Here is a 24,353-nt window from a genome sequence, read left to right as displayed (position 1 = left end):
CAAATCAATATATTTATTGCAATTATACTAGCTATAAACCCACAAACTCTTACTCAAATTTATATATTGCAGATTTTGATGCGCAGGTTGCAATATGATAGGCTTTTATCTCCTTGGGCAAAGTGATTGTGATAATCCAAATGCTATCTCCAAGCAGCAACTTCAGCTATGGGAGCAAGAAGGTATCATCACTTATTTGGGGCAAAGTGATGATGTGCGTCCATTTATTATGCAAAGCTTATGTGTAGTGTTACCGAGCTTTTATAAAGAGGGAGTGCCTAGAATCTTGCTTGAGGCAATGAGTATGGGCAAGCCTATCATCACAGCCAATGTGGCTGGTTGCAAGGAGTGTGTAGCACCGCCTTTCAAAAGGATTCAAAATTTTCTTGTCGGGCAAAATGGAATCCTCATAGCACCAAAAGATAGACAAGCTTTGTCTCAAGCTATGCAATATATACAAAATCTTTCATTATCACAAATCAAGCAAATGGGAAAAAATGGCAGAGCATATGCTATGTCTCGATTTTGTATATCGCGCATTATCCAAAGCTATCAGTGCGTGGTTAAAAATCTTAAACAATCACAAAATAATCCACCCAACCAAGCTATTGCTTTTGTCTCTAATACCTGCTATGGAATGTATAATTTTAGACTTCAAGTAATGAGGGCATTTTATCGCGATGGCTTTGAGATACATATTTTAGCACCGCTAGATTCCAGTTCTAAAGCACTCAAAAGAGAGGGATTTAGATTGCATCACATTGATATTGACTCAAAAGGGCTTAACCCTTTGAAAGACATCAAAAGTGCATATCAAATTTATGTGGCTCTTAAAAATATCAAGCCAAAAATAGTATTTAATTACACGATTAAGCCTGCAATTTATGGTTCTTTTGTTGCTAACACACTCAAACTTCCAAATATTGCTGTAATCACTGGGCTTGGGTATGTGTTTGTCTCTGGTGGTTGGAAAAAGCGGATTTTGAGAGCATTAGTTTGTGGAATGTATCGCGTAGCACTTTTTAAAACAACTCAAGTGTGGTTTCTCAATCCTGATGATAAAGCGGAATTTTTACAATACAAAAATATCTCTTCACATAAAGCTAGGCTTTTGGATAGCGAGGGTGTGGATACGACATTTTTTAGCCCTCAAGTCTCGCTACCACCAATACAAAATCTAAATTGTAATCAGACTCCACAACATAAAGAAATTATCTTTTTGCTTGTAGCGCGAATGCTTTGGGACAAGGGTGTTGGTGAGTTTGTAGAAGCAGCTAGAATGATTAAGAAATCCAATACTGCGACTTCTTCGGGGGGGGGGCAAATATTAGATTCTGGCTTTTAGGCAATCTTAATGTCGCTAATCCAAGTGTGATACCTAAATCACAAATAGAGCAATGGCATAATGAGGGAATTATAGAATATTTGGGGCAAAGCGATGATGTGCGTCCATATTTGCGTGCAAGCTCTTGTGTGGTGCTTCCTAGCTATCGTGAGGGTATGCCTATGAGCTTACTTGAGGCGATGAGTATGGGTAAGCCTATCATCACAACCAATACCTCCGGTTGCAAAGAACTTGTGCGTAATGGTTTCAATGGCTTTATATGCGAGCCAAAAAATGCACACTCGCTCTATGAAGCTATGCAAAATTTTATAAACACACCTTTGCAACAAAGGCAAAAAATAGGCAAACAATCAAGACAAATTGTGCTTAGAAAATACGATAAAAGCCTAATTCTCAAACAATACACACAGACTTTGCATTCTATTTGCCAAGACAAAAAGAGCTAAACATCACATCAAGCATTTCTGAAGTCGCGTAAGGCTTAGTGATTTGCCCGATACTTGCGATAGCATCTTTGATATGATAGGCAAAAAGTTCAAGCTCAAGGGTGTCGAGTTTGAGTTGCGCGAGGCGGAGTGATTGAAGTGTTTGGCGCATAGATTCTAGCTGATATGATGCACTAAGGATAATCTCTCCTTGGATGCGCGTTGAATCAATAATCTTGCTTAAAGCCTGCTTGATAGTTTGGGCTGTTTTGTCTTTTTGTAGCGCACTCACTTCGATGATTGTTGTATCTTTTGGTATTATGTGCTTGAGTTTAGCTTTGTTGAGCTTATGCTCTTTGTCGGTTTTATTTAGCACGATGAGCGTTTTTTGCGTGTCGCTTATGTGCCTGCAAATCTCTTCGTCCTCATTACTGAAGGGTTTTGAAATATCAAGAACAAAAAGCACGATATTGCTTTGTTTGAGAGATTGGAGGGATTTTTTGATCCCTTCTTGCTCGATTATATTATCACTCTCTCGGATTCCGGCTGTATCGATAAGGCGCACGATTGCACCATTGATTATGATTTCTTCTTCTATCGTATCGCGGGTTGTTCCGGGCATTGGTGATGTGATCGCTCGATCAAAAAGCAAAATAGCATTCAAAAGCGAGGATTTACCGACATTTGGTTTGCCTATGATACAGAGATTCCACCCGGCGTTTATGTTTTGGCGCATTAGTGAAAAATCATAAATTTTTTGCATTTTGTGCTGAAGCTCTTGGAGTTTTGTGCGTATCCTATCTATCGTATCTAGCGGTATGTCCTCCTCGCTGTAATCAATCATCACCTCACAATACGCCAGAATCTGCAATAAACTCTCCCTAGATTCTCGCACAAATACCCCAAGCTCGCCTTTGAGCTGTGAGGCAAGGGCTTTTTGAAAAAACGAATCTTTGGCGTGGATAATCTGTGAAATTGCATTGAGCTGTGAGAAATCAATACGACCATTCAAAAACGCCCTTTTGGTGAATTCACCGGGCGTGGCTATCCTTGCACCATAAAGCAAGCAAAGTGAAACTACCTTTTGCCCGATAAGATCGCCCCCATGGCATTGAAATTCAATCACATCTTCGCAAGTGTAGCTTTTGGGGGCTTGATAATAAATAATAATCGCTTCATCAAACACTTCTGCGCCCTCATCATACAATGAGCTTAAAGTGGCATATCGTGGTGTGAAAGTTGGCTTTTTTGTGATGAGCTTGGCGATTTGCAGGCTTTTTGTCCCGCTTAGACGGACGATGCAGATTCCGCCAAGTCCTACTGGCGTGGCAATAGCGACAATACTATCTGTAAAAGTCATTGATGATGATGTATCGCTCATTTTGGTTGTTTTGGCGGAAAGAGATGTATTTATCTGGAAATACTTCGCGTAATTTTTTGAGTGCGATAAACGCTAGGATTCCATCAAGTGGCTTTGTCTGCGCTCTGCCCTCTCGTTTGACTTCATGGATAATCCCCACCAAATACGAATCAATCGCTTCTTCTTGATTTTTGAGAAATTCTGCGATCTCTAAGCGCACATTATAGCCATAAGTTGGCTGTATCCAATTAAAAAGCAAATATGAAAACGCCTTATAACGATACCCTCGCTCACCGATGAGCAACGCAGAATCTGCCCCGTCCAAAAATATATAAAGTGTTTGCGCGTCAAAAAAGCTCACTTCTATTTTGTCGATTTTATAAGGCATATATGAAAACATTTCTTTGATATGTGCTGTGATTTCATCGATAACTTCTTGCTTTGTTTGGAGTTTGTGCTCTTTAGTTGTATGTTGATTTTGGGGTTGGGTTGAGGGGCGATTTAGGGATTGATATGGAGGCTGATATAAGGATTGATGAGTTTGATTGATAAATTCTGAAGCATCAAAAAACTCATTTGTTTGGTTTGTCTGATGTGATGTGTCTTGAGAGGGTGTTTTAGATTCTGATTGTTTTATATGGGGTGCTGCTTGATATGTGTTTGGGCGTGGATTTTGATGTGGATTTTTGTGTGCGCTTTGATATGAAGAGTTTGGCTTTTGCGCGTGTGATATGAGAGTAGTATCAGCAGTGTTAGTGGCATTAGTCATATTTGCGATGATAATGGCTTGCTTTTTGCCAAAGCCTAGAAAGCCTTTTGATTCGTATTGGATCACCTCATACTCAATCTCTGTAACAGAGCAACCAAACTCATTTGCTGCTTGTGTAATAGCCTCCTGTAATGTGTTTGCAGTGATTTTTTTCATATTGCCCCCTATTTTTTGTGATGCTGCGCGATCTGCTCTGCTCGCCTTTTATCGATGATTTTATTAATCATAATTTGCATAAGGATTGCAAAGATATTATTAATCGTCCAATACAGCACCAATCCTGCCGGAAAAGTGATAAAAAAGATCGTAAAAATAATCGGTAATAGCTTAAAAATACGAGCTTGCATCGGGTCAAGAGTGCTTGGTGTGAGGGCTTGCTGGATATACATACTCAATCCCATAAGGATTGGCAAAACCAAATATGGATCCATAACAGACAAATCATGAATCCAAAAAATCCACTCTGAGCTTTTGAGCTCGACTGCATTATATAGCACGCGATAAATCGCAAAAAATACCGGAATCTGAAGCAATAATGGCAGACAGCCACCTAGCGGATTTGCGCCATGTTTTTTGTAGAGCTGCATCATATGCATTTGAAGCTTTTGTGGATTGCCTTTGTATTGCTCTTGGATTTCTTTCATTTTTGGTGTGAGATCTTTGAGCTTTTGCATACTCATAATGCCCTTATAACTCAATGGAAACAAAATAATACGCACAATAATTGTAAGCCCGATAATCGCCCAACCCCAATTTCCAAAAATACTATACAGCCAATCCAAAAGCACAAACACAGGCTTTGCAAAAAATGTAATCAGTCCGTATTCTACGACATCTGTAAGAGGCGCATAGACTTTTTGCAAATCGCGATAATCTTTTGGTCCTATGTAGCCTTCAAGCTCCATATCAGAATCTAGCGATATGTAGGGGATTGGATTTTGCGTGCCTACTTCAGCAAGCACTTGCACATTCATTCCGCGCACATCGCGGGTAAATAATAAAGTCGTAAAATACCTATCTGAAGCCGCTATAAATGGCACTTGAGTAAAATGCTGGGCTGTATTTTTGGCATCTTTATCTTCTATTTTTTCAATCGTGCCATCTAAGCCATTTTCTTTGAGCACCACGCCATGAAATGCGTATCCATCGTCATCAGCGATTGGTCGTTGCCCGCTAGAGAGGAAGTAGGTTGTCGGTTGTGTGAGTGTGATTTTGACATCATATTTGAGATGATCGGTATTATCAAAGTAGAATGTCAATGTTTTGGTGATTGTTAGGGATTTGAGCTTTTGGGTGAGGATTAATGTTTTAGAATCCTTGAAGTCTTTATCAATCGCAATTTGTGAGGTTGAAGCACTATAAGGTGTGGTTGTGGCTTCTTGATTGAGGGCAAAATCTTGGAATCTCATCTCTAGTGGAAACACTGCATTAGGCGAGAGAAGCGGGAGTTTTTCTAGGGGTTTGGCACTTTGTTTATTAAGCCCAAAAAGTCTGCCTAAATGCGTAAAAATACCTTCTTGCTTTGGTGCGGTGAATTTTTTGTCTTTGAGATAGACTTGCGAGATTCTGCCAAGCTCATCAATCTCAACTTCCAAATCATCAGATATGACTTTTGAGATAATGTGTCTTGATTGTGGTAATGACGGCGTAGATGAGGTTTGTGAAGTGGCAAATTGTGAAGCAGGAGAGATTTGCGGGGTGGCAGAAGCAGAATCTTGCGCTTGTGGATTGGCTTGAGTAGCGGGATTTTGCGCGCTTTGAGATTGTGGATTCTGTGTTTGAGCTGGCTGCTGTTTGTGCGTATCAGGGATAAAATAGCTATAAATAACAATAAAAACAAATGAGATTAAAACCGCCATTAAAACCCGTGAATTCATATCGTTTTTGTTCATACTATCCTCCTATAAGCTTGGGATAACCATAACCCAATCTTTGGTATAAAAAAATTTTTTAGAAATAGGGACAAACCATATTGTAACTTTTTGCGGGCAACTAAAAGTCGCTTTGAGCTTGAGTTTGACAATAGGATAATGAATGTATTTTTTGCAAAAAGGCTGGCAGAGCAAAAGTCTATAACAAACCTGAAATGGCGCAAAAAATGGATTCTGATACTTCGCGACTAATTGCGCATAATGCGAGCAATTCGGGTAAAGCCGACAACTTTGTGGCAATAATGGCGAAAGCAATAGCTTATACCCTCGCAACGCTACAATCACCACATACCGCAAAAAAGCGATAGCACGATTATAGAGCCGAGCTGCTTTTGATATTTTTGCCATTTGTGTCATATCTATACTTTACTACTTTACCATTTTACTTTGTCTATGCTTGTGATGCTTTATATCTTTTGTCCGCCTAATTTATGGAGCACAAAACTAAGGCAATCTAAAATATTTTTTCGCAAATCCTGAAAGCTAAGCAAATATACGCCCTCTTTGGCTACAAACACGATCCTACACCCAATGAGCGAGAGTGTTTTTTCAAACTCTTGAAACAAGGCTTTGATTCTGCGTTTGATAAGATTGCGCTTCACAGCATTGCCGACTTTTTTGGAAACGCTAAGACCGAGCTTCAGACCGAGCTTTGATGTAGAATCTAGTATTTTGTCCCTATACACATACAACACAAACTCTTTTGAATGCCGATAAAAACCTTTTTTGTATATAAAATCAAACTCTGCTTTTGTTTTTAACATATCCATTCAATCAACTCAACACTAAACTGAAAGTCTTTTTCTTCCTTTTGCTCTTCGTGCATTAATGACGCGTCTGCCATTTTTTGTTTTCATTCTCACTCTGAAGCCATGAGTGCGCTTTTTTGGTGTATTGTGAGGTTGATAAGTTCTTTTCATATTTATACCTTTTTCTCAAAATCAAACTTTGATTTTAATACATTTTGGCTTAAAGTTTAGCAAGGTTATTGCTTTTTGGAATTATTTTGGAATAAAGCAGAATCTAGAATCTATGCAAACACAAGAAAGCATTAAAAAATTCTAGATTTTAAGATGAGTTTGCAAGGGCTTGCAAGGGCTTGATAGATTGTGAAGTTTTGAGCGAGGAAATAGAACATGTAGTTCATTGACGAAGCAAAAAACAAATCTCGTAGCTCAAATCGCTTAAAAGCTAGAATTTAGAATCTATACAAATTAGAATCTAGATTCTAATTTTGTCGTCATTGCAAAGCTATTTAGGGCTGTGGCAATCCATTTTGACTGGATTGCTTCGTCCTATCGTCCTTACAATGACAAACCTGCTCCGTCATTGTGAGCAAAATTTTCAAATTTTGCGTGGCAATCCATAAAATCCACTTTTTGAATCTAGATTCTATGGGAATAAAAAGAGCGTGTAAAAAATTCTAGATTTTTGGATAAATTTTGGGGTTTTGCAAGGCGAACGAGTGAGTCGCTACTTTTCGTGTGTCGCTAATTAAGTAAGCCGAAGCAATCCGCAAAATTTACCAAAAAGCTAAAATTTGAAATCTATACAAATTAGAATCTAGATTCTAAAAGTAGATTCTGCGATTATCAACCGCGTATTTTTGGCATTTTGAATCGCTTTGTATCCGCGCCCTCTAGCTCTAAGAGTTTTATTTTTTTATCTATTCCGCCCGCATAGCCCGTGAGATTAGCGTTTGCACCCATTACGCGGTGGCAAGGGATAATGATAGCAATAGGATTGCGTCCGACTGCGTCACCGACAGCTTGAGCGGACATTTTGGGAAGCTTAATAGGTGCGTTGGATTCTAATGCAAAAGTTTGCGTGCTAGATTCTGCAAGGTTTGATGTTAAAAAACTAGAATCTAATGCGCTAGATTCCAAAGGTTTGGATTCTGCCAAATCTATTGAATCTATCATTGCTTGTGTTTGCGCGCGATTTTTTGCGAGAATCTTTGCGATCTCTCCATAAGTCATAATCATGCCATATGAAATGCCTTGCAAAATCCTCCATACCTGTTTGGCAAAGTCGCTACCATTTGGCGCAAGTTTTGGCACAAAATCTGGAATCTGCCCGCTAAAGTAGCGATCAAGCCAAAGTTTCGTCTGTGTAAAAATCTCCAAATCATTGGCTTGAAGCTCTTTAGATTCTGGATTCTCGTAGGTTTGATGGTATTTTTGTCTCTCAAAATACAGCGCACGCAAAGCCTTGCCACAAGAGTGCATATACATCGCCCCCAAAGGCGAGTGGTATATACAATGATATAAATTTGGATACGCATTTGACATTATTGTTCCTTTTGGCTTTGCTTGGAGATCCTTTTATCAGGTCCTAAAACATACAAGTATATACTTTTGAAGTTTATTTTTGATGTATTTGATTGTGTATTTTGGGGTTTTAAGGATTTTTAAGCTAAAAGAATTAGAATTTTGATTTGTAATGAAGCTATAAAAACAAAAACAACGCAGAAGGCAAAGGAGAGCGTATGGCAATAGCAAATAAAGCATTAAAACTCAAAGAAAAACTTAATTTTCTAAGTAAGATACATGTAAAAAAACTAGAGCGTGAGTTTGCGCGCTGGCGCGAAGCAAACAAGAATCTAAAAAGCTATTCACAATATTGGGCAGGATCTCTTTGTGCTGTTTTATTATCGTAACGCAAAGCCAAGCGATTTGTTTTTTGTCGATATTGGGGCAAATGATGGAGTGAGCTTAAGTAATACTTACGCACTAGATGGTGTTTGGGGGGGGGCATACTCATAGAAGCAGATTCTAAAGTCTTTGCTAGCTTACAAAAAAATCGCCAAAATCCCAAAGTCTCATACTACAATATCGCACTTTTTAACCAAGACAAAACAATCAAATTCCTCCAAATCCAAGGCTACGCGCAAATGCTAAGCGGTATTTTAGATGAGTATGACCCGCGGCACCTAGAGCGCATAGAGCACGAGATAGCGGAGTTTGGCGGGAGCTATGAGATTATAGAAATGCAGAGCATGCGCTTTTCTACACTTATGCGAAATCACCCGCACATCAGGCGCATCGACTATATGTCTATTGATGTGGAGGGCGGCGAGATGAAGATTTTAGAATCGCTTGATTTTGAAAACTTTGATATTGGGCTGCTTGGCATTGAAAACAATTATAAAGATTTTGTGATTCCAAAATTTCTCAAATCCAAGGGCTATAAGAAAATCTTTCGCCTTGGCTGTGATGAGTTCTACGCAAAAAGATAGCGACATCTATCTTTGTTTCAAGGATTAAAGCGATAAGTGCGTTATTTTTATATTTTTGCTACTATTTTGTTTTATCTCAACATCTCAAAGAAAAATAGGAGAAAATATGAAATTTAGTGGAAAAAATGTCTTAATCACCGGAGCTTCAAGAAGTATCGGAGCAGAGATAGCAAGGGTGCTTGCAGCCTATGGGCTCAAAGTTTGGATTAATTATCGCTCTAAGCCAGAAATAGCAGACGCGCTTAAAGCTGAGATAGAATCTAACGGGCATAAAGCGGCTGTGGTTGGGTTTGATGCGACCGATGAGGAAGCATTTATCGAAGGGCTAAAGCTTATCACCCAAAGTGATGGAGAGCTAAGCTATCTTGTCAATAATGCCGGAATCACAAATGATAAACTTGCTTTGCGAATGAAAACAGAGGATTTTATGCAAGTCATTGACGCAAACCTTAAATCATGCTTTATTGGCTGTCGTGAGGGGTTAAAGCTTATGAGTAAGCAGAGATTTGGATCGATTGTCAATATCGCTTCAATCATCGGTGAGAGAGGTAATGCAGGGCAGACAAATTATGCAGCAAGCAAGGGTGGAATGATTGCGATGAGTAAAAGTTTCGCGTATGAGGGGGCTTCTCGGAATGTGCGGTTTAATTGCGTTACGCCCGGATTTATCCAAACAGATATGACGGATTCTTTGAGTGATGAAATCAAAGAAAACTACAAAAAAACCATTCCCCTCGCTCGTTTTGGTCAAGCGCATGAAGTGGCAGAAGCGGTGGCGTTTTTGCTAAGCGATAGCGCAAGCTACATCACAGGAGAGGTTTTGAAAGTCAATGGTGGATTATATATGTAAGGTTATTTCACACAAATTTTTTCTTTTTATATTGTTTTAAATAAAATATTTGTTAAAATAGCGGATTATTAAAATTTCTAAGGAGTAAAAAATGGCTTTATTTGATGAAGTTAAACAAATCATTGCGGAAGAGTTGAGTGTAGATGCAAATCTCGTTACACCAGAGGCAGAATTTATTAAGGATTTAAACGCAGATTCTTTAGATGTTGTTGAGCTTATTATGGCGTTGGAAGAAAAATTCAATGTAGATATTCCAGATGAGGAAGCAAGCAAAATCCAAAAAGTAAGCGATGTGGTTACTTTTATCGAAACTCACAAAAAATAATCAAATCATTTCAAACGATTAAACAATCTTGCCCTAAGACTTTAGGGTATAGCTAAGGAGAATTATGCGTAGAGTAGTTGTTACGGGTATTGGTATGGTCAATGCATTGGGACTAAATAAAAGTGATTCTTTTGAGGCTATCATCAATGGAGAATGTGGTGTCAAAAAGATCACTTGTTTTGATGCGACAGACTTTCCAGTCCAAATCGCTGCGGAAATCCCAAACTTTGATCCCGAAGAGGTATTGAGCCCAAAAGATGTAAAAAAGGCTGATCGATTCATACAGCTTGGTTTAAAAGCTTCAAAAGAAGCGATGCTTGATAGCGGGCTTTTAAATCAAGATGGCAAATGTGATGAAAGTATCGCTAATCGCTTTGGGGTGAGCTCTGCGGCGGGTATTGGCGGGCTTATCAATATCGAGAAAAATTCTATAACATGTTTTGAAAAAGGGCCACGTAGGATTACCCCATTTTTCATACCTTCAGCACTTATTAATATGTTAGGTGGATTTACTTCTATCGAATTTGGTATCAAAGGACCAAATCTAGCGAGCGTAACAGCTTGTGCCGCGGGCGTTCATGCGATTATTGAGGCGTCTAAGACGATTATGCTTGGCTGTGCTGACAAAATGCTTGTGATTGGCTCAGAATCTACAATTTGTCCGGTTGGCATTGGTGGATTTGCGGCGATGAAAGCACTAAGTGATAGAAATGACGATCCGCAAAAAGCTTCACGACCATTTGACAAAGACAGAAATGGATTTGTAATGGGCGAGGGCGCGGGTGCTTTGATCCTTGAGGAGTATGAAGCAGCCAAAGCAAGGGGAGCAAAGATATATGCTGAAGTTGCAGGGTTTGGTGAGAGTGGCGATGCAAATCATATGACAACGCCAGCTCCAGAAGGAGAAGGTGCGTATCGTGCGATGAAAGCCGCACTTGAAATGGCAAATGTAAAAATCGACTATATCAATGCGCATGGCACAAGCACAGCGTATAATGATTTGTTTGAGACGATCGCTTTACGTAATGTATTTGGTGGCAAAGATAAGGTTCCTCCTGTAAGCTCTACAAAAGGGCAGATCGGGCATTGTCTAGGCGCAGCAGGTGTCATTGAGGCGGTTATTTCTATCATGGCGATGAATCGCGGAATCTTACCACCAACAATCAATCAAGAAAACAAAGATCCAGAATGTGATTTAGACTATATACCTAATGTTGCGCGAGAAGCCAAAGTTGAAGCGGTTATGAGTAATTCCTTTGGTTTTGGTGGGACAAATGGTGTTATTATCTTTAAAAGAGTTTAAGTATTTTTTGGAAAGTCAAAATGGCGACATATCTAGACTTTGAAAAGCAGCTTAAAAGTATTCAAGATGATATAGAAATGGCAAATATCCGTGGTGATATGGCTGCCAAAAAAATCTTAGAAAAAGAATACGAAAAAGAGTTGCATAAAGTATATAGCAATATGAGCGATTATCAAAAGCTTCAATTAGCAAGACACCCCGATCGCCCGTATGCGCTTGATTATATTGAGTTGTTGCTCAAAGATATGTATGAGATTTGTGGAGATAGGCATTTTAGCGATGATAAGGCTATTGTGTGTATGATTGGCAAAATCGATGATTATCCTGTTTTGGTCATAGGCGAAGAAAAGGGCAGAGGCACCAAAAATAAAATTATGCGGAATTTTGGTATGCCAAATCCTGAAGGATACAGAAAAGCACTCAAGGCTGCAAAACTTGCCGAAAAATTCAAGATTCCGATTTTGATGTTTGTCGATACTTCTGGTGCATATCCTGGGATTGGTGCTGAGGAGCGCGGGCAGAGCGAAGCCATAGCCAAAAATTTACAAGAATTTGCCGCTTTAAAGACGCCTACTATTGCTGTTGTGATAGGTGAGGGTGGAAGTGGTGGAGCTTTAGCCATTGCGGTGGCTGATAAATTAGCGATGATGCAATACTCTATTTTTAGTGTGATTTCTCCAGAGGGTTGTGCTGCTATTTTGTGGAATGATCCTTCAAAGATAGAATCCGCGACAAAAGCGATGAAAATCACCCCAAATGAACTTAAAAAAGCACAGCTTATCGATGATATAATCCCCGAGCCACCGCGAGGAGCGCACAGAGACAAAGAGCAAGCCGCACTTGCGATTAAAGAATATTTTTTAAAAAGCCTTGATGAAATCTCTCAAGACAAAGACTATCTTGAGAAGCGATACAAAAAAATTATGAATTATGGGGCATTTAAAGAATAATGCGACTACATCTTATTTATATTATTGCTTTATTTAATCCTGATTTAATTCTGCGCACTAGAATCGAAACTTAATTTTATTCAATCAAGGCAAAACAATGAATAAACAAGAATCTCATCATCAATCATGCGTGGGTATTTCTATTGTTGTTCCATGCTATAACGAAGAAATATCGCTTCCAAAATTTATGCAAGAAATCACCAAAACAATGGAATCCATTAAGCCATTGTTGAGAGACAACACACAGCTTATCGCGCCACAAGATACACATTTTCAACCTTATGAATTTATCTTTGTCAATGACGGCAGCAAGGATAAAACATTGCAAATCCTTATGGATATGAATGCCAAAGATACAAATCCTGATTATACGATTCGTGTGTTTTCGTTTTCGCGCAATTTTGGCAAAGAGGCGGCGATTTTGGCGGGGTTGCAGCAGGCAAGAGGCGAGGGTGTGATTTTGCTTGATGCGGATTTGCAAGATCCGCCAAGTCTCATTCCGCAAATGGTAGAGATTTGGCTTAAATCCAAACGACAAACAAAAATAATCTATGCTAGACGCACGACGCGAGCGGGTGAGAGCAAGATACGAGCGTTTTTGAGTGAGTTGTTTTATAAGGTTTCTAATTGGATTTCAGAGGTCAAGATAGAATCTGGAGTGCGGGATTTTAGGCTTATGGATAGAGAAGTGGTAAATGCGCTTTTGAAAATGCCTGAATATCATCGATTCTCAAAGGCAATGTTTGCATGGGTTGGGTTTAAGCGGCAGTGTTTGGAGTATGAGTATATACCACATTTCAAAGAATCCTCAAGCTGGAGTTTTTGGAAGCTCTTTAAATACGCGATTGAGGGGATTGTAAGCTTTAGCACAATGCCTTTGCGTATCGCGTTTGTGTTTGGGTTTTTTATTAGTTTATTTGCTGTGGTGTATGGAATCTATCGCATTGTTGATACGATTTTGTATGGCAATCCTGTGCCGGGCTACCCAAGCCTTATTGTTATCATTTCTTTTATTGGCGGAATCCAGCTTATTTTGCTAGGTATCATCGGTGAATACATCGCTAGAATCTATGAGCAAGTCAAAATGCGCCCGCATTTTATTTTGGATACGCTTGAAAGAAAAGATTGCCAAAACACAGAATCTACACAAACCGCAAAATCTCTACGCACCGCAAAATCCGCAAACATAGCAGAATCTAAAACCACAGAATCCAAAAAAACTACAAAATCCAAAAAGAATAAGGAGTCATAATGAAGTCATCAAGTCTTAATTTTTTTGCAAGCGCGTGGAAAGAGTTTAAAGTCGCGTGCTGGGCTTTTTTTCATACGCAAGGATTTTGGAAATATTTTCTCATCGCATTTGGGCTGTATGCTTTGGGGATTTTGAGCCTTATTCGCGCAGATGTGTATTATATTGATGATCTCAATCGCTCAATTATCGGCTACAAGGAATGGGATAACTTTTCTCGATATATCAGCTGGTTTTTGTCAAATTTTATGCATATGGATACAATCCTTGCTGACATTTCGCCGCTCACACAGCTTGTCGCGATCACATTTTTGAGTTTTGCTTCGATTATTCTTGTGTGGAGCATTCGTGAAGTGATATGGAAAAACGAAGATTCTCAGTGGGAATCAAACGAGATTCCAAACAAAAAGCGTCTCACAGCTCTAGGAATTATCGCATCAATTCCTATCGGGCTTTCTCCGTATTTTTTAGAAGAGCTTTCTTTCAAATACGATTCTCCATATATGGCACTTTCGGTTTTGTTTAGTGTTATTCCTTTTGTGTTTATCCATCATGTGCGCGCATATATTCCTGTTTCATTCCTTTGCTCTCTTGGAATGTGTATGACTTATCAAGCAAGTAGCGGGATAGAAATTATCTTAGTGTTATTTTTTGGATTCTTGATGTTTAATCAAACAAATGCCGGCATCAAAAAAACGCTTATTTTTATGGGCGTTTCAGCATGTAATTATCTGCTTGCATTGCTCTTTTTCCGCACATTTATTATGCACCAATTTGCTCACTCACAAGCAGGCACACAAACCTTTCCTCCAAGCGAAATGCTTAATGGCGTGCTACACAATATCCAAATGTATCTTGGCTTTTTGTGGAATGACTTTGATTGGACGGGTATTAAGATTTGTTTTGTGCTGTTGGTGGCTTTGTTTCTTATTAGCGCGGTGTATCAATCCAAAATCAATAAAGGCTTATCATTGATTCTTGCGCTTTGTGTGCTTGTGATTGGGATTGTGTTTTCGTATGGGACTTATCTTGTGCTTTCTCTTCCACTTACGCGTCCAAGAGCTTTTATCGGCATTGGTGTTTTTACTGCTGCGATGGCGATTTATATCGTGAGTGCGTGGCGCGGCTGGGCGTATAAGCAAGAAGATCAGCAACGAACAAATTCAAACAACCTTATCCACAGGGCGCTTCCTTCGCGATTGTTTTATATCTCAAGCGCAGTTGTCGCGGGTGCTTTGACTTGGTCGCTTATTGTGTTTGCAAACGCTTATGGAAATGCGCTCGCACAACAAGACAAATTTCAAAACTTTAGATTTACGATTCTGCTTAATGACCTTGTGAATGTAATGCCAAAGCAGAAAAATTATAAAGATTATATTTTTAGAATCCGAGGTTGGGTTACAGCTTCGCCGGTGCTGGAGAACTCCTCAAAGCATAATCCTTTGATGAAAAGGCTTGTAACGATTACTGATGGCAAATATTGGGTGCGCACAGCGATGAAGCATTATGGTTGGGGTGATGTGCCAGAGGAGCAGCCTATTATTATCGTAGATTCTGAAGATTTTGAAAAGCTTGCCGAGAATCCAAAGTGTAATAAAGAGACTGCCGGCACGCTCCAAAAACATATCGATAATATTTTTCATAGCATTGAAGTGTATCCATATTGCACGGTTATTACATTTAAGGGTAAGGAAAAATATGTCCATAAATTTAACGAAGAAATGCTAAAGCAGCAAACTGAACGCAACACAAATCAAGAAGAGGAAGCACAATGATAAAAGTAGCTATTAATGGGACGGGTCGCATAGGGCTTTGTGCGGCTAGGATCATCGGAGAGCGCGATGATATAGAGCTTGTTTCAATGAATACAACAGCAGATATTGATACACTTTTGCATTTGCTGAAATATGATTCTGTGCATAGAAAATATAATGTAGCCAAAGTCGATGAGACGACTTTATGTATCGGCAAGTCAAAAAAAGTCAAAATCATTAGCAATCGAGATATTCAAGCCCTTGATTTTGGTGAAGCAGTTGGCGTGATCGAATGCACGGGCAAATTTAATGCGATCGAGAAAGCATCTTTGCATCTCAAAAATAACATCAAAAAAGTCATCATATCAGCTCCAGCTGATGATACGCCAACCTTTGTCTATGGCGTCAATCACTTGCAATACAAAGGAGAATCTGTTATCTCAAATGCTTCTTGCACGACAAACTGCCTTGCACCAATCGCGCAAGTAATCCACCAAAAATTTGGCATTGAAAGTGCTCTTATGACGACAATCCATAGCTACACCAACGATCAGAATCTGCTTGATTCTCGGCATAAAGATATACGAAGAGCAAGAGCAGCAACACTAAGTATGATCCCTACAAGCACAGGCGCAGCAAAAGCAGTCTCACTTGTGATACCAGAGCTTCAAGGCAAACTCAATGGCTATGCTATGCGCGTCCCAACGCCAGATGTCAGTCTCGTGGATTTAAGTGTAAATCTTTCAAAAAGCACGACAAAAGAAGAAGTCAATGAGCTATTTAGGGCAATGGCAAAAAAAGAGCCAAATATTTTTTATGTCGATGAGGATAAATGCGTCTCGATTGATTTTGTCGGCTCATCATATAGCGCGATTATCCTTCCGGACAAAACCTCAATGGTTGGCGATAAATTTTTGAAAGTGCTTGCGTGGTATGACAATGAAATGGGGTATAGCCACAGGCTTGTTGATATGAGTGTATATGCGCTCACACATTGATTTGAGGTTTGGAGCGTTATATGTTGAAATTCACATCTTGTTTTGATACACAATCATCTTTTATCTATCCAGACAAAAGCGATTTAGATTCTGTCTTTGAGGCTATTACACACGAAAGAGATGAGCGCAAAAGTGGCTATTATCATCTGCCCTTTGAGGATAGGGCTATCAAAGATTCTGCTTTGCTTTTGGCGCAGAATCCAGCGTTTTTGGAGATTAAAAATCTCATTATCGTAGGCATTGGCGGAAGCTCGCTTGGGCTAAGGGCTATAGATTCTGCACTCTCTCATCTTCCAAATCGCAAAAATATTCATTTGCAATTCTTAGAGCATACAGATCCAGTGCATTCGCACAAAGTCCTTGATACACTCAATATCAAAGAAACGCTTTTTATTGTGATTTCTAAATCAGGCACAACCATTGAGACTTCATCTTTGTTTAAATATATTGTCGCTAGATTCTCGCTTTTTGATATTAATGCCTCTCATCTTGCTTGTATTACCGATGAGGATTCGCCACTTTTTCATCTTGCCAAATCAAAAAATATTCCTGTGATATGTATCGACAAAAATGTCGGCGGGCGATTTTCGGTTTTGAGCTCTGTTGGGATTTTGCCATTGATGATTCTTGGATTTGATACGCAACGCATACTTAATGGCGCAAAAGCATTTGTCGAAGGTTTTTTTGCAAGGAAGCACGATCACCTCTTACACAAAGCATTTTTCTTAGCCAAAAATTATCAAACATTGCCAATTAATGTGCTATTTTCGTATTCAAGCGTGTTTAGGGATTTTAATCTTTGGTATGTGCAGCTTTGGGCGGAGAGCTTAGGCAAGCTTAATGCGCATAACCAAAAAGTCGGACTCACGCCATTAGCTTTGATAGGAAGTATCGATCAGCATTCATCTTTGCAGCTTATCGTGCAAGGCGTGATGAATAAAAGCGTAACATTTCTAACAATCAATCAGCAATGCTTCTTAGAGCCAAAAATTCCTAATATTTCGCTTCCATATCTAGAATCTAGCGATTTTGTGAATGCTACAAGTTTTCTTACATTACTCAATCTCCAGCAAAAAGCCACAATGGAGACGCTAAAGGCTGAGGGCATTCCTACGGATTTAATCACACTTGAGTCTTTAGATGAGGCAAGTGTTGGGGCGTTGATTATGTATTTTGAGCTACTTACTTCGTGTGCGGGAGCTGTATTTGGGATTAATACCTACGATCAGCCCGGCGTAGAATTTGGCAAAAAACGATTGCGAGAAATGTTTTGAGGATTTTATTTCTAAGCGTTTTATATAGCGGAAAATGCCCCAAAGCTCCCGGAACAATAGGAAGTTTGGTATCTGTTTTTTTGGGGTTGCCACTTTTATATTATTCGGTGCATACGCTTTTTTTGCTTGCGTGCTTGCTTGGAGTGATTGCGATACGCGAGATTGATATTTTTGAGAAATCCTCTCAAACGCATGATGAAAAATGGATTGTGATTGATGAGCTTGTGGGGGTTTGGATAGCAATGGCAATAGCTGGGCTAAGCATTATTGGTGTGATTGGCGCGTTTGTGTTTTTTAGGATTTTTGATATTTGGAAACCTTCTGTTATTGGGCGGATTGATAGGCAAGTTAAGGGCGGTTTGGGTGTCGTGCTTGATGATGTTTTGGCTGGATTTTTGGGCGGGATTGCGACACTTTTGCTTCTCAAAATCTTTGCGTATTTTGATCTATCGCCTAATTTGTGGATTCTGTGATGACAAAGCGCGCGCTTGTTTTGGGTGGAGGAGGCTCAAAAGGAGCATATCAAGTTGGAGCATATCAGGCATTATGTGAGCTTGGAGTCGAGTTTGATATGGTTGTTGGCGTGAGTATCGGCGCGCTTAATGGTGCTATCATTACGCAGGGTGATTTCTCACAGCTCAAAACCCTATGGCAGCACATTGATATAGATTCTGTTTTAAATAATGGCTTAAATTGGACTTCAAAGATTGATTATTATTTTGAAAATACGCAAAAAATCATTCCTTTTCTCAAATCCTACGCACACAATAAAGGTATGGATACCGCACCGCTTCAGCATATCCTTGAAAAATATCTTGATTGGCAGAGGCTACAAGATTCTCGCATTGATTTTGGGCTTGTGTGCTTGGAAGTGCCTTCACTCACGCCCCGTGAAATCACAAAACAGCACATCAAAAAAGGCTACCTACCCAAATGGATTCTCGCCTCTGCATCGTGTTTTCCGGCTTTTCCGATATATGAGATTGATGGCAAAAGCTATATTGATGGCGGGTATTATGATAATTTACCTATTGATTTGGCATTCAAAATGGGAGCAAGTGAGGTGATTGCTATTTCGCTCAATCCAGAGTTTCAAACAAAATATGACATAAACCCGCTTGTAACGCATATCAAGCCTTCTATGAATCTTGGCACAATGCTTGATTTTACGCAAGATTCTATCAAGCACAATATACAGCTTGGCTATCTTGACACAATGCGCGCTTTTGGTAAATATCAAGGCAGGAGTTTTACTTTTTATCATTCACCAGAATCCTTGCTTGAGCCATTGCGCCAAAAAGTAAATGCTTTTTTGCGCTTTATGCTCGCCCAAGAGCTTACTGCAAATAGTGCGCCGACAAATTTAAGTGTGATGATAAATACCCAGATTGCAAGCACGGGAATCTTATCAAAAGTCAAATCACTTACGCCATTTTGCGATAAACTCTTAAGCCTTGCGCAAACCAAATCTCAAAAAGCACATTGGCAGGATATTTTATTTTTGCTTATTGAGCAATATATGGAATCTTTTGGCTTTAGCCATACAAGCATTTGGGATTTGCAAGATGTGCTTCAAAAAGCTGCGACACTGCAGCAATCAAGCCAAATTAATCATATCAAACAAGATCTTTTGTCTTATAAGCCTGATGTGGCGATGCTTGATTTGGAGCGATTGGAAGAGACATTGCAGGCGTTGTTGAGTGTGTTGTTAGATTCTAGAATCTAAAAATCAAAAAGTAGATTTTTATGGATTGCCACGCAAAAAATTTTCATTTTTGCTCGCAATGACAAGCTTGCTCCCTCAATTGCGAGGCATGAAGCCGGAGCAATCCAGCAAAATAGATTGCCACAGCCCTAAAGGGCTTTGCAATGACAATAAAAATGATATAGATTCTAGTAGATTCTATACAAACACTAGCGAGTATAAAGAAATTCTCTATTTTTTAGGCAGATTTAGTCAGGGTTGTGTAGAAATTTTTAGACAAGCAAAAACACAAAAAAGTATAACATAGAAGTTCATCGCAGGCTAAAAATTTCAAACTCCATGAAATACGCTAAAAAGGGAGGATTTAGAATCTATGGAAATTAGATTCTAGAATCTAGCTTTGCTTAATTCAAATCACCCGGTATTACGCAACCCTTGAGCGATACCCACGATTGTTGAGTGGATTTGCTTCATGATTCGCTGTTTTTGCTCATCATAGTTTGAAGCGTTATATTTTTTGATGAGTTCTATTTGAAGGAGATTGAGCGCGGTAACTGAAGCATTACGCAATAAAATAGATTTGCGTAATGTCGGCTCACTATCCAAAAGCTCGCTTTCACCGCGGATTTGGATAAGAAATCGCAGAGTTTTTGTGTATTCTTCAGTAATCATTTGCCAGATTGTCTCGCAAGTTTGGCTATCGCTCATAAAAGCATTGTAATGCTTAGCAATAGGCAAATCGACTTTAAGAAAAGCTTGTGAGATATTGCTGATTGTCGCAGCGAAAAATTCAGATTCTTTGTAGCATTGTCGCAGAATCTCAATATCACCAATTGCTTCCAATCCACTTCCTAGCCCATACCACGCAGGAAGAATCGTGCGGTTTTGCGTCCAAGCAAACACCCAAGGAATCGCGCGCAAATCCTCAATCCGCATTGTGTCTTTTCTTTTGCTAGGACGCGAGCCGAGATTAAGCTGCTGGATAAAATAAATAGGCGTTACTGCTTTGAAATATTCAATAAATCCTTTGCTTTCATACACAAGCTTGCGATATGTTGCGTATGAGGCTTGAGAGATGTGCTCCAAAAGCGTGCTGTGCTGCGGGCTGATTGAGCATTTGATGTTTGCACTACTTGGAATCTCATCGGAGCAAAACGCATCATAGCTTGATTTTTTGAGTAATGCTGCCATTGTCGAGGCGAGGAAAAATTGCGCTGATGAGATATTGAGGTATTTGGAGCTTATCATTTCGCCTTGTTCAGTTGTTTTTAGGAAGCCTTGCACGCTTTTTGGCGGAGAAGCCAAAAGCGCGCCCTCAAGTGTGCCACCGCCACGACTCACACTTCCACCGCGTCCATGAAAGAGCACAAAATGCACGCCAAGCTTATCTTCTAAGGCTTTGAGTGAAGAGATCGCATGATATAGGCTATAATTGCTCGTGAAGATTCCGCCATCTTTGCTAGAATCCGAATATCCGACCATAATTTCTTGGCGCATTTTGATGTCTTTGAGATAGTGTGCGTAGTGTTTGTTATGCACGAGCGTTTGCATTATGCTTCCTGCGCGCTCTAAGTCGTTAATCGTCTCAAAAAGCGGGGTTATAGCGATTTTGGCTCTTTGTTTGGAGTCATTAGTTTTGTCATCTTTGCTATCTTTGCTCGGTTTCCAAAGTCCGCTTTGTTTGGCAAACCACAGCACACCAAGCAAATCACTTGCATCAGTTGTCATTGAGAGGATAAAGGTTTGCAATATCCCATCGCTGATGTATTTTTTGCCCCAGACAATACGCATAAAAATCTCGATCACATTTTGGGTTGATTCACTTAAACTATCGATGATCTCGCCAAATTCTACCTTTGGCATATCAAGGGCTAAGCTTAGAATCTCAAGCTTTTTTTCTTCACGATAGGAGATGAAGTCATTATCACAGATTCCAAGCAAGCAAAAAATCTCACTAATTGCCTGCGCGAATACATCTTTGTGCTCTCTAAAATCAAGCTGCATAAGGTGGAATCCACCAAGCAAAACATACCGCCTAAACTCTCTTAAATAAGTCGCTGAAGTCTCATCAAGACAATCAATAAGCATATCAATATCTTCAATCAATTCTTTTGGTTGATTATAAGTAAAATCCACAGAGCTTGGGGCATTGACAAAAATAAGTCTGTTTTGTAGCTTTTTTATCATCAGATACAGCTTTGCACGAAAAGGCTCGCCTTGATGCACTCGTAGGGCATGCCCTTTGAGCTCATTTGATTCTTTTTGAAGTGAGGCTTGAAGGGCTTTGCTGATTTTGCAGAAATCCGCAGAAATAGAGAGCTCACGCGCGAGAATGCGGAGTTTTTGGATATAAAAATTTATAATCACTTTGTGCTGGGTTTTCATCACTTCAGTCATCAGCTCATTTGTAACAAATGGATTCCCATCTCTATCGCCACCTATCCAGCTTCCTAAGTGGATAGGCGAGTGTGTGAGTGGCTTTTGGAGCATATTTTCGATATAGCAAAGCACTTTTTGGCTTGCTGGAAGTATAGAATTCTCAACAATAAACAACAAATTATCAAGCTCAAAAAGCACTTCAAGTTTTTCGCTTCCTACAAGGTGTGTTTGCCACAATAAACGCAAGCGGTATTGGATATGGGCTTTGGCTTTTAGATCCCCAAGCTCAAAGACTTTATATAAATCCTGCGTGATCTCATAATGCGCTTCAAGAAATGTCCTGCGCCTAGATTCTGTGGGGTGAGCTGTAAATACTGGATAAAACTCCATAGATTCTAGAATCTTATCTAAATCAATCTTATCAAACCCCTCTAGCAAAAGGCTTTCATACGCGACTTTGATGCGCTCAAGGCTTTCTTTGGCATCAATATTAAATCGCTCTTCAACGATATTAATAAGGATATTATACAGCGAAAATGCCTTGATGACTTCAAAGGTCTTGCCTGAGCGCGAGATTGTATCAAGCATTTCTTTGATGTGATGAAAGTCGTTTTGATTTTTTAGCACTTCTTGGTTGAGCTTCAAAAAATACTCGCATACTTCGCTATCAACTTCTTGCAACATCTCGATAATAAGATCCGAGATAAATGTAATTTCCTTATCCAATGCTTGCTGGTCAAAAAAATGCTGATTCATGATATTCCTTCAAAGTCACTTTGATTGATTGTTTGGGAATCTATTATAACAAAACCACAAAGATTCTCTTTGATTTTATAGATTTTTTATATAAGTTTTGGTTAAATCTCGCAGGATTCAAAAAGTTTAAGATTCAAAATTAAGGAGCAAATTATGGCACTCAAAGTGTATTACGACAAAGATTGTGATTTAGGGCTGATTAAGAAAAAAAAGGTAGCGATTATTGGCTTTGGAAGTCAAGGGCACGCGCATGCAGAGAATCTTCGCGATAGCGGCGTGGAGGTCATCATTGGGCTGTATCGTGGCGGGGCTAGCTGGAAAAAAGCTGAAGCAAAAAATTTCAAAGTCCTAGAAGTGGCTGAAGCCACCAAACAAGCAGACATTGTGATGATTCTAATCCCTGATGAATTGCAAGCAGATGTGTTTCATCGCGACATCGCACCAAACTTGAAAGAAGATAAAATCATTGCTTTTGGGCATGGCTTTAATGTGCATTTTGGGCAGATAAAAGCGCCTCAAGGTGTGGGCGTGATAATGGTCGCGCCAAAAGCACCCGGACACACTGTGCGCAGCGAATTTGTGCGAGGTGGTGGGATTCCTGATTTAATCGCTGTGGAGCAAGACACAAGCAAAGGTGATGCAAAAGCTATCGCTTTGAGTTATGCCGCAGCTATTGGTGGCGGGCGCAGCGGCATCATCGAGACGACTTTTAAAGACGAGACAGAGACGGATTTATTTGGCGAGCAAGCTGTGCTTTGTGGCGGGGTAACTTCCTTAGTCAAGGCTGGCTTTGAGACGCTAGTAGAAGCGGGCTATCCTGAAGAAATGGCGTATTTTGAGTGCTTGCATGAGCTAAAATTAATCGTTGATTTAATCTATGAGGGCGGGCTGGCTAATATGCGCTATTCTATCTCTAATACCGCAGAATACGGCGATATGGTGAGCGGTCCGCGCGTGATAAACGCAGAATCCAAAAAGGCGATGAAAGAGATTCTAAAAGACATTCAAGGCGGGCGCTTTGCCAAGGACTTTATTTTAGAGCGCAAGGCGGGCTATGCGCGCATGAATGCAGAGCGTAAGAATCTAGCAAATCATGGCATTGAAAAAGTGGGCGAGCGACTTCGCGCGATGATGCCTTGGATTGGGGCAAATAAGCTAGTCGATAAGGATAAAAATTAGAATCTAGATTCTAATTTGTATAGATTTCAAATTTTAGCTTTTTGGTAAATTTTGCGGATTGCTTCGGCTTACTTAATTAGCGACGCACGAAAAGTAGCGACTCACTCGTTCGCCTTGCAAAACCCCAAAATTTATCCAAAAATCTAGAATTTTTTACACGCTCTTTTTATTCCCATAGAATCTAGATTCAAAAAGTGGATTTTATGGATTGCCACGCAAAATTTGAAAATTTTGCTCACAATGACAAGCCTACACTCCCGTCATTGCGAGGACGATAGGACGAAGCAATCCAGTCAAAATAGATTGCCACGACTTCCTAGTGGAAGCCTCGCGATGACAATTTATTTTTGGATTCTTCGTTCGTTTCACTCGCTATAAGCTGATGACAAGTTTTAATTCTATGCAAACACAAGCAAGCATTAAAAAATCCTCTATTTTTAGGCAGATTTAGTCAGGGTTGTGTAGAAATTTTAGGCAAGCAAAAACACAAAAAAGTGTAACATAGAAGTTCATCACAGGCTAAAAATTTCAAACTTCCTGAAATATGCTAAAAAGAGAGGATT

General features: G+C 39.7%; 26 protein-coding genes. 18 read left to right on the top strand and 8 right to left on the bottom strand.

Annotated elements, in window-relative coordinates:
* Positions 1–94 precede the first annotated feature (94 nt).
* Together DY109_RS11765 and DY109_RS01710 are read left to right on the top strand one after the other, a co-directional pair.
* The gene (locus DY109_RS11765) at positions 95–1,345 is read left to right on the top strand and encodes a glycosyltransferase (RefSeq protein WP_115737737.1); all 1,251 of its coding nucleotides are present in this window, start codon (positions 95–97) and stop codon (positions 1,343–1,345) included.
* Between the two features lie 26 nt (positions 1,346–1,371).
* A complete protein-coding gene (locus tag DY109_RS01710; RefSeq protein ID WP_244916626.1) occupies positions 1,372–1,791 on the top strand; it encodes a glycosyltransferase in 420 nt (139 codons plus the stop codon).
* Here DY109_RS01710 and mnmE read toward each other — a convergent pair.
* The 7 genes from mnmE to DY109_RS11760 form a co-directional block, all read right to left on the bottom strand.
* Complete coding sequence (mnmE, locus tag DY109_RS01705; RefSeq protein ID WP_081714858.1) at positions 1,766–3,151, bottom strand: tRNA uridine-5-carboxymethylaminomethyl(34) synthesis GTPase MnmE; 1,386 nt, start codon at positions 3,149–3,151, stop codon at positions 1,766–1,768. The genes DY109_RS01710 and mnmE overlap by 26 nt on opposite strands.
* The gene (locus tag DY109_RS11265) at positions 3,114–4,055 is read right to left on the bottom strand and encodes a Jag N-terminal domain-containing protein (RefSeq protein ID WP_023946866.1); all 942 of its coding nucleotides are present in this window, start codon (positions 4,053–4,055) and stop codon (positions 3,114–3,116) included. The genes mnmE and DY109_RS11265 overlap by 38 nt, the downstream gene beginning before the upstream one ends.
* 8 nt (positions 4,056–4,063) lie before the next feature.
* Positions 4,064–5,791, bottom strand: coding sequence for a membrane protein insertase YidC (gene yidC / locus DY109_RS01695; protein ID WP_023946865.1), 1,728 nt, complete (start codon positions 5,789–5,791; stop codon positions 4,064–4,066).
* 9 nt (positions 5,792–5,800) lie between these two features.
* On the bottom strand, positions 5,801–6,178 hold the full coding sequence (gene yidD, locus DY109_RS01690) for a membrane protein insertion efficiency factor YidD (RefSeq protein WP_158413013.1): 378 nt from the start codon (positions 6,176–6,178) through the stop codon (positions 5,801–5,803).
* A gap of 59 nt (positions 6,179–6,237) precedes the next feature.
* Positions 6,238–6,594, bottom strand: a complete 357-nt coding sequence (gene rnpA / locus DY109_RS01685; protein ID WP_051404608.1) for a ribonuclease P protein component — start codon at positions 6,592–6,594, stop codon at positions 6,238–6,240.
* 21 nt (positions 6,595–6,615) lie between these two features.
* Positions 6,616–6,750 (bottom strand): 50S ribosomal protein L34, encoded by a 135-nt coding sequence (gene rpmH / locus DY109_RS01680; RefSeq protein WP_023946862.1) that lies wholly within the window; start codon positions 6,748–6,750, stop codon positions 6,616–6,618.
* Between the two features lie 672 nt (positions 6,751–7,422).
* A complete protein-coding gene (locus DY109_RS11760) occupies positions 7,423–8,121 on the bottom strand; it encodes a methylated-DNA--[protein]-cysteine S-methyltransferase (protein WP_023946860.1) in 699 nt (232 codons plus the stop codon).
* Positions 8,122–8,318: 197 nt separating this feature from the next.
* Between DY109_RS11760 and DY109_RS11260 the strand changes: the two genes are divergently transcribed.
* The 14 genes from DY109_RS11260 to DY109_RS01615 all read left to right on the top strand — a co-directional run bounded on the left by DY109_RS11260 (position 8,319) and on the right by DY109_RS01615 (position 19,783).
* Positions 8,319–8,489 (top strand): hypothetical protein, encoded by a 171-nt coding sequence (locus tag DY109_RS11260; protein WP_023946859.1) that lies wholly within the window; start codon positions 8,319–8,321, stop codon positions 8,487–8,489.
* Entirely contained in the window at positions 8,470–8,595 is a 126-nt protein-coding gene (locus DY109_RS12285) for a hypothetical protein (RefSeq protein WP_258399792.1), read from the top strand. Before DY109_RS11260 ends, DY109_RS12285 begins: the two co-directional genes overlap by 20 nt.
* Complete coding sequence (locus DY109_RS01670) at positions 8,574–9,068, top strand: FkbM family methyltransferase (protein ID WP_115737735.1); 495 nt, start codon at positions 8,574–8,576, stop codon at positions 9,066–9,068. Before DY109_RS12285 ends, DY109_RS01670 begins: the two co-directional genes overlap by 22 nt.
* A 106-nt stretch (positions 9,069–9,174) precedes the next feature.
* On the top strand, positions 9,175–9,918 hold the full coding sequence (gene fabG, locus DY109_RS01665) for a 3-oxoacyl-ACP reductase FabG (protein ID WP_023946857.1): 744 nt from the start codon (positions 9,175–9,177) through the stop codon (positions 9,916–9,918).
* A gap of 91 nt (positions 9,919–10,009) precedes the next feature.
* Entirely contained in the window at positions 10,010–10,243 is a 234-nt protein-coding gene (gene acpP, locus DY109_RS01660) for an acyl carrier protein (RefSeq protein WP_023946856.1), read from the top strand.
* Positions 10,244–10,307: 64 nt separating this feature from the next.
* The gene (locus tag DY109_RS01655) at positions 10,308–11,546 is read left to right on the top strand and encodes a beta-ketoacyl-ACP synthase II (RefSeq protein ID WP_023946855.1); all 1,239 of its coding nucleotides are present in this window, start codon (positions 10,308–10,310) and stop codon (positions 11,544–11,546) included.
* A gap of 20 nt (positions 11,547–11,566) precedes the next feature.
* Complete coding sequence (gene accA, locus DY109_RS01650; protein WP_023946854.1) at positions 11,567–12,496, top strand: acetyl-CoA carboxylase carboxyl transferase subunit alpha; 930 nt, start codon at positions 11,567–11,569, stop codon at positions 12,494–12,496.
* A gap of 97 nt (positions 12,497–12,593) precedes the next feature.
* Complete coding sequence (locus DY109_RS01645) at positions 12,594–13,748, top strand: glycosyltransferase family 2 protein (RefSeq protein ID WP_023946853.1); 1,155 nt, start codon at positions 12,594–12,596, stop codon at positions 13,746–13,748.
* On the top strand, positions 13,748–15,520 hold the full coding sequence (locus DY109_RS01640; protein WP_023946852.1) for a glucosyltransferase domain-containing protein: 1,773 nt from the start codon (positions 13,748–13,750) through the stop codon (positions 15,518–15,520). The genes DY109_RS01645 and DY109_RS01640 overlap by 1 nt, the downstream gene beginning before the upstream one ends.
* Positions 15,517–16,497: a type I glyceraldehyde-3-phosphate dehydrogenase gene (gene gap, locus DY109_RS01635; RefSeq protein ID WP_023946851.1), complete on the top strand. Its 981-nt coding sequence runs from the start codon at positions 15,517–15,519 to the stop codon at positions 16,495–16,497. Before DY109_RS01640 ends, gap begins: the two co-directional genes overlap by 4 nt.
* Before the next feature lie 20 nt (positions 16,498–16,517).
* Positions 16,518–17,771 carry a glucose-6-phosphate isomerase gene (locus tag DY109_RS01630; protein ID WP_023946850.1) on the top strand — a complete coding sequence of 418 codons (1,254 nt, stop codon included), beginning with the start codon at positions 16,518–16,520 and terminating at the stop codon, positions 17,769–17,771.
* Positions 17,768–18,244, top strand: coding sequence for a phosphatidylglycerophosphatase A family protein (locus DY109_RS01625; RefSeq protein ID WP_023946849.1), 477 nt, complete (start codon positions 17,768–17,770; stop codon positions 18,242–18,244). Before DY109_RS01630 ends, DY109_RS01625 begins: the two co-directional genes overlap by 4 nt.
* A complete protein-coding gene (locus tag DY109_RS01620; RefSeq protein ID WP_023946848.1) occupies positions 18,244–19,497 on the top strand; it encodes a patatin-like phospholipase family protein in 1,254 nt (417 codons plus the stop codon). The genes DY109_RS01625 and DY109_RS01620 overlap by 1 nt, the downstream gene beginning before the upstream one ends.
* 88 nt (positions 19,498–19,585) lie before the next feature.
* Positions 19,586–19,783, top strand: coding sequence for a hypothetical protein (locus DY109_RS01615; protein WP_023946847.1), 198 nt, complete (start codon positions 19,586–19,588; stop codon positions 19,781–19,783).
* A 107-nt stretch (positions 19,784–19,890) separates the two neighbouring features.
* Here the strand turns inward: DY109_RS01615 and DY109_RS01610 are convergent, their stop codons facing one another.
* A complete protein-coding gene (locus DY109_RS01610) occupies positions 19,891–22,611 on the bottom strand; it encodes a phosphoenolpyruvate carboxylase (protein ID WP_023946846.1) in 2,721 nt (906 codons plus the stop codon).
* 153 nt (positions 22,612–22,764) lie between these two features.
* On the opposite strand from DY109_RS01610, the gene ilvC reads away from it, so the two are divergent.
* Both ilvC and DY109_RS11255 read left to right on the top strand, forming a co-directional pair.
* Positions 22,765–23,790, top strand: coding sequence for a ketol-acid reductoisomerase (gene ilvC, locus DY109_RS01605; protein ID WP_112058295.1), 1,026 nt, complete (start codon positions 22,765–22,767; stop codon positions 23,788–23,790).
* A gap of 222 nt (positions 23,791–24,012) precedes the next feature.
* Positions 24,013–24,168, top strand: a complete 156-nt coding sequence (locus DY109_RS11255; RefSeq protein WP_181894611.1) for a hypothetical protein — start codon at positions 24,013–24,015, stop codon at positions 24,166–24,168.
* Positions 24,169–24,353: the final 185 nt, after the last annotated feature.

It is taken from the genome of Helicobacter fennelliae (assembly GCF_900451005.1).
GTDB lineage: Bacteria > Campylobacterota > Campylobacteria > Campylobacterales > Helicobacteraceae > Helicobacter_B > Helicobacter_B fennelliae.
Note: the sequence above shows the minus strand (reverse complement) of the source record. Positions and strands in the feature narration are given on the sequence as shown.

Excerpts from the sequence above, each read along its gene's own strand:
- DY109_RS01645 (WP_023946853.1), top strand. The coding sequence starts at position 12,594 with ATGAATAAACAAGAATCTCATCATCAATCATGCGTGGGTATTTCTATT.
- yidC (WP_023946865.1), bottom strand. The coding sequence starts at position 5,791 with ATGAACAAAAACGATATGAATTCACGGGTTTTAATGGCGGTTTTAATC.
- fabG (WP_023946857.1), top strand. The coding sequence starts at position 9,175 with ATGAAATTTAGTGGAAAAAATGTCTTAATCACCGGAGCTTCAAGAAGT.
- DY109_RS01630 (WP_023946850.1), top strand. The coding sequence starts at position 16,518 with ATGTTGAAATTCACATCTTGTTTTGATACACAATCATCTTTTATCTAT.
- mnmE (WP_081714858.1), bottom strand. The coding sequence starts at position 3,151 with ATGAGCGATACATCATCATCAATGACTTTTACAGATAGTATTGTCGCT.
- DY109_RS01640 (WP_023946852.1), top strand. The coding sequence starts at position 13,748 with ATGAAGTCATCAAGTCTTAATTTTTTTGCAAGCGCGTGGAAAGAGTTT.
- DY109_RS01610 (WP_023946846.1), bottom strand. The coding sequence starts at position 22,611 with ATGAATCAGCATTTTTTTGACCAGCAAGCATTGGATAAGGAAATTACA.
- DY109_RS11765 (WP_115737737.1), top strand. The coding sequence starts at position 95 with ATGATAGGCTTTTATCTCCTTGGGCAAAGTGATTGTGATAATCCAAAT.
- DY109_RS01615 (WP_023946847.1), top strand. The coding sequence starts at position 19,586 with ATGAAGCCGGAGCAATCCAGCAAAATAGATTGCCACAGCCCTAAAGGG.
- DY109_RS01620 (WP_023946848.1), top strand. The coding sequence starts at position 18,244 with ATGACAAAGCGCGCGCTTGTTTTGGGTGGAGGAGGCTCAAAAGGAGCA.
- DY109_RS11265 (WP_023946866.1), bottom strand. The coding sequence starts at position 4,055 with ATGAAAAAAATCACTGCAAACACATTACAGGAGGCTATTACACAAGCA.
- DY109_RS01655 (WP_023946855.1), top strand. The coding sequence starts at position 10,308 with ATGCGTAGAGTAGTTGTTACGGGTATTGGTATGGTCAATGCATTGGGA.
- DY109_RS11260 (WP_023946859.1), top strand. The coding sequence starts at position 8,319 with ATGGCAATAGCAAATAAAGCATTAAAACTCAAAGAAAAACTTAATTTT.
- gap (WP_023946851.1), top strand. The coding sequence starts at position 15,517 with ATGATAAAAGTAGCTATTAATGGGACGGGTCGCATAGGGCTTTGTGCG.
- DY109_RS11760 (WP_023946860.1), bottom strand. The coding sequence starts at position 8,121 with ATGTCAAATGCGTATCCAAATTTATATCATTGTATATACCACTCGCCT.
- yidD (WP_158413013.1), bottom strand. The coding sequence starts at position 6,178 with ATGGCAAAAATATCAAAAGCAGCTCGGCTCTATAATCGTGCTATCGCT.
- rnpA (WP_051404608.1), bottom strand. The coding sequence starts at position 6,594 with ATGTTAAAAACAAAAGCAGAGTTTGATTTTATATACAAAAAAGGTTTT.
- rpmH (WP_023946862.1), bottom strand. The coding sequence starts at position 6,750 with ATGAAAAGAACTTATCAACCTCACAATACACCAAAAAAGCGCACTCAT.
- accA (WP_023946854.1), top strand. The coding sequence starts at position 11,567 with ATGGCGACATATCTAGACTTTGAAAAGCAGCTTAAAAGTATTCAAGAT.
- ilvC (WP_112058295.1), top strand. The coding sequence starts at position 22,765 with ATGGCACTCAAAGTGTATTACGACAAAGATTGTGATTTAGGGCTGATT.
- acpP (WP_023946856.1), top strand. The coding sequence starts at position 10,010 with ATGGCTTTATTTGATGAAGTTAAACAAATCATTGCGGAAGAGTTGAGT.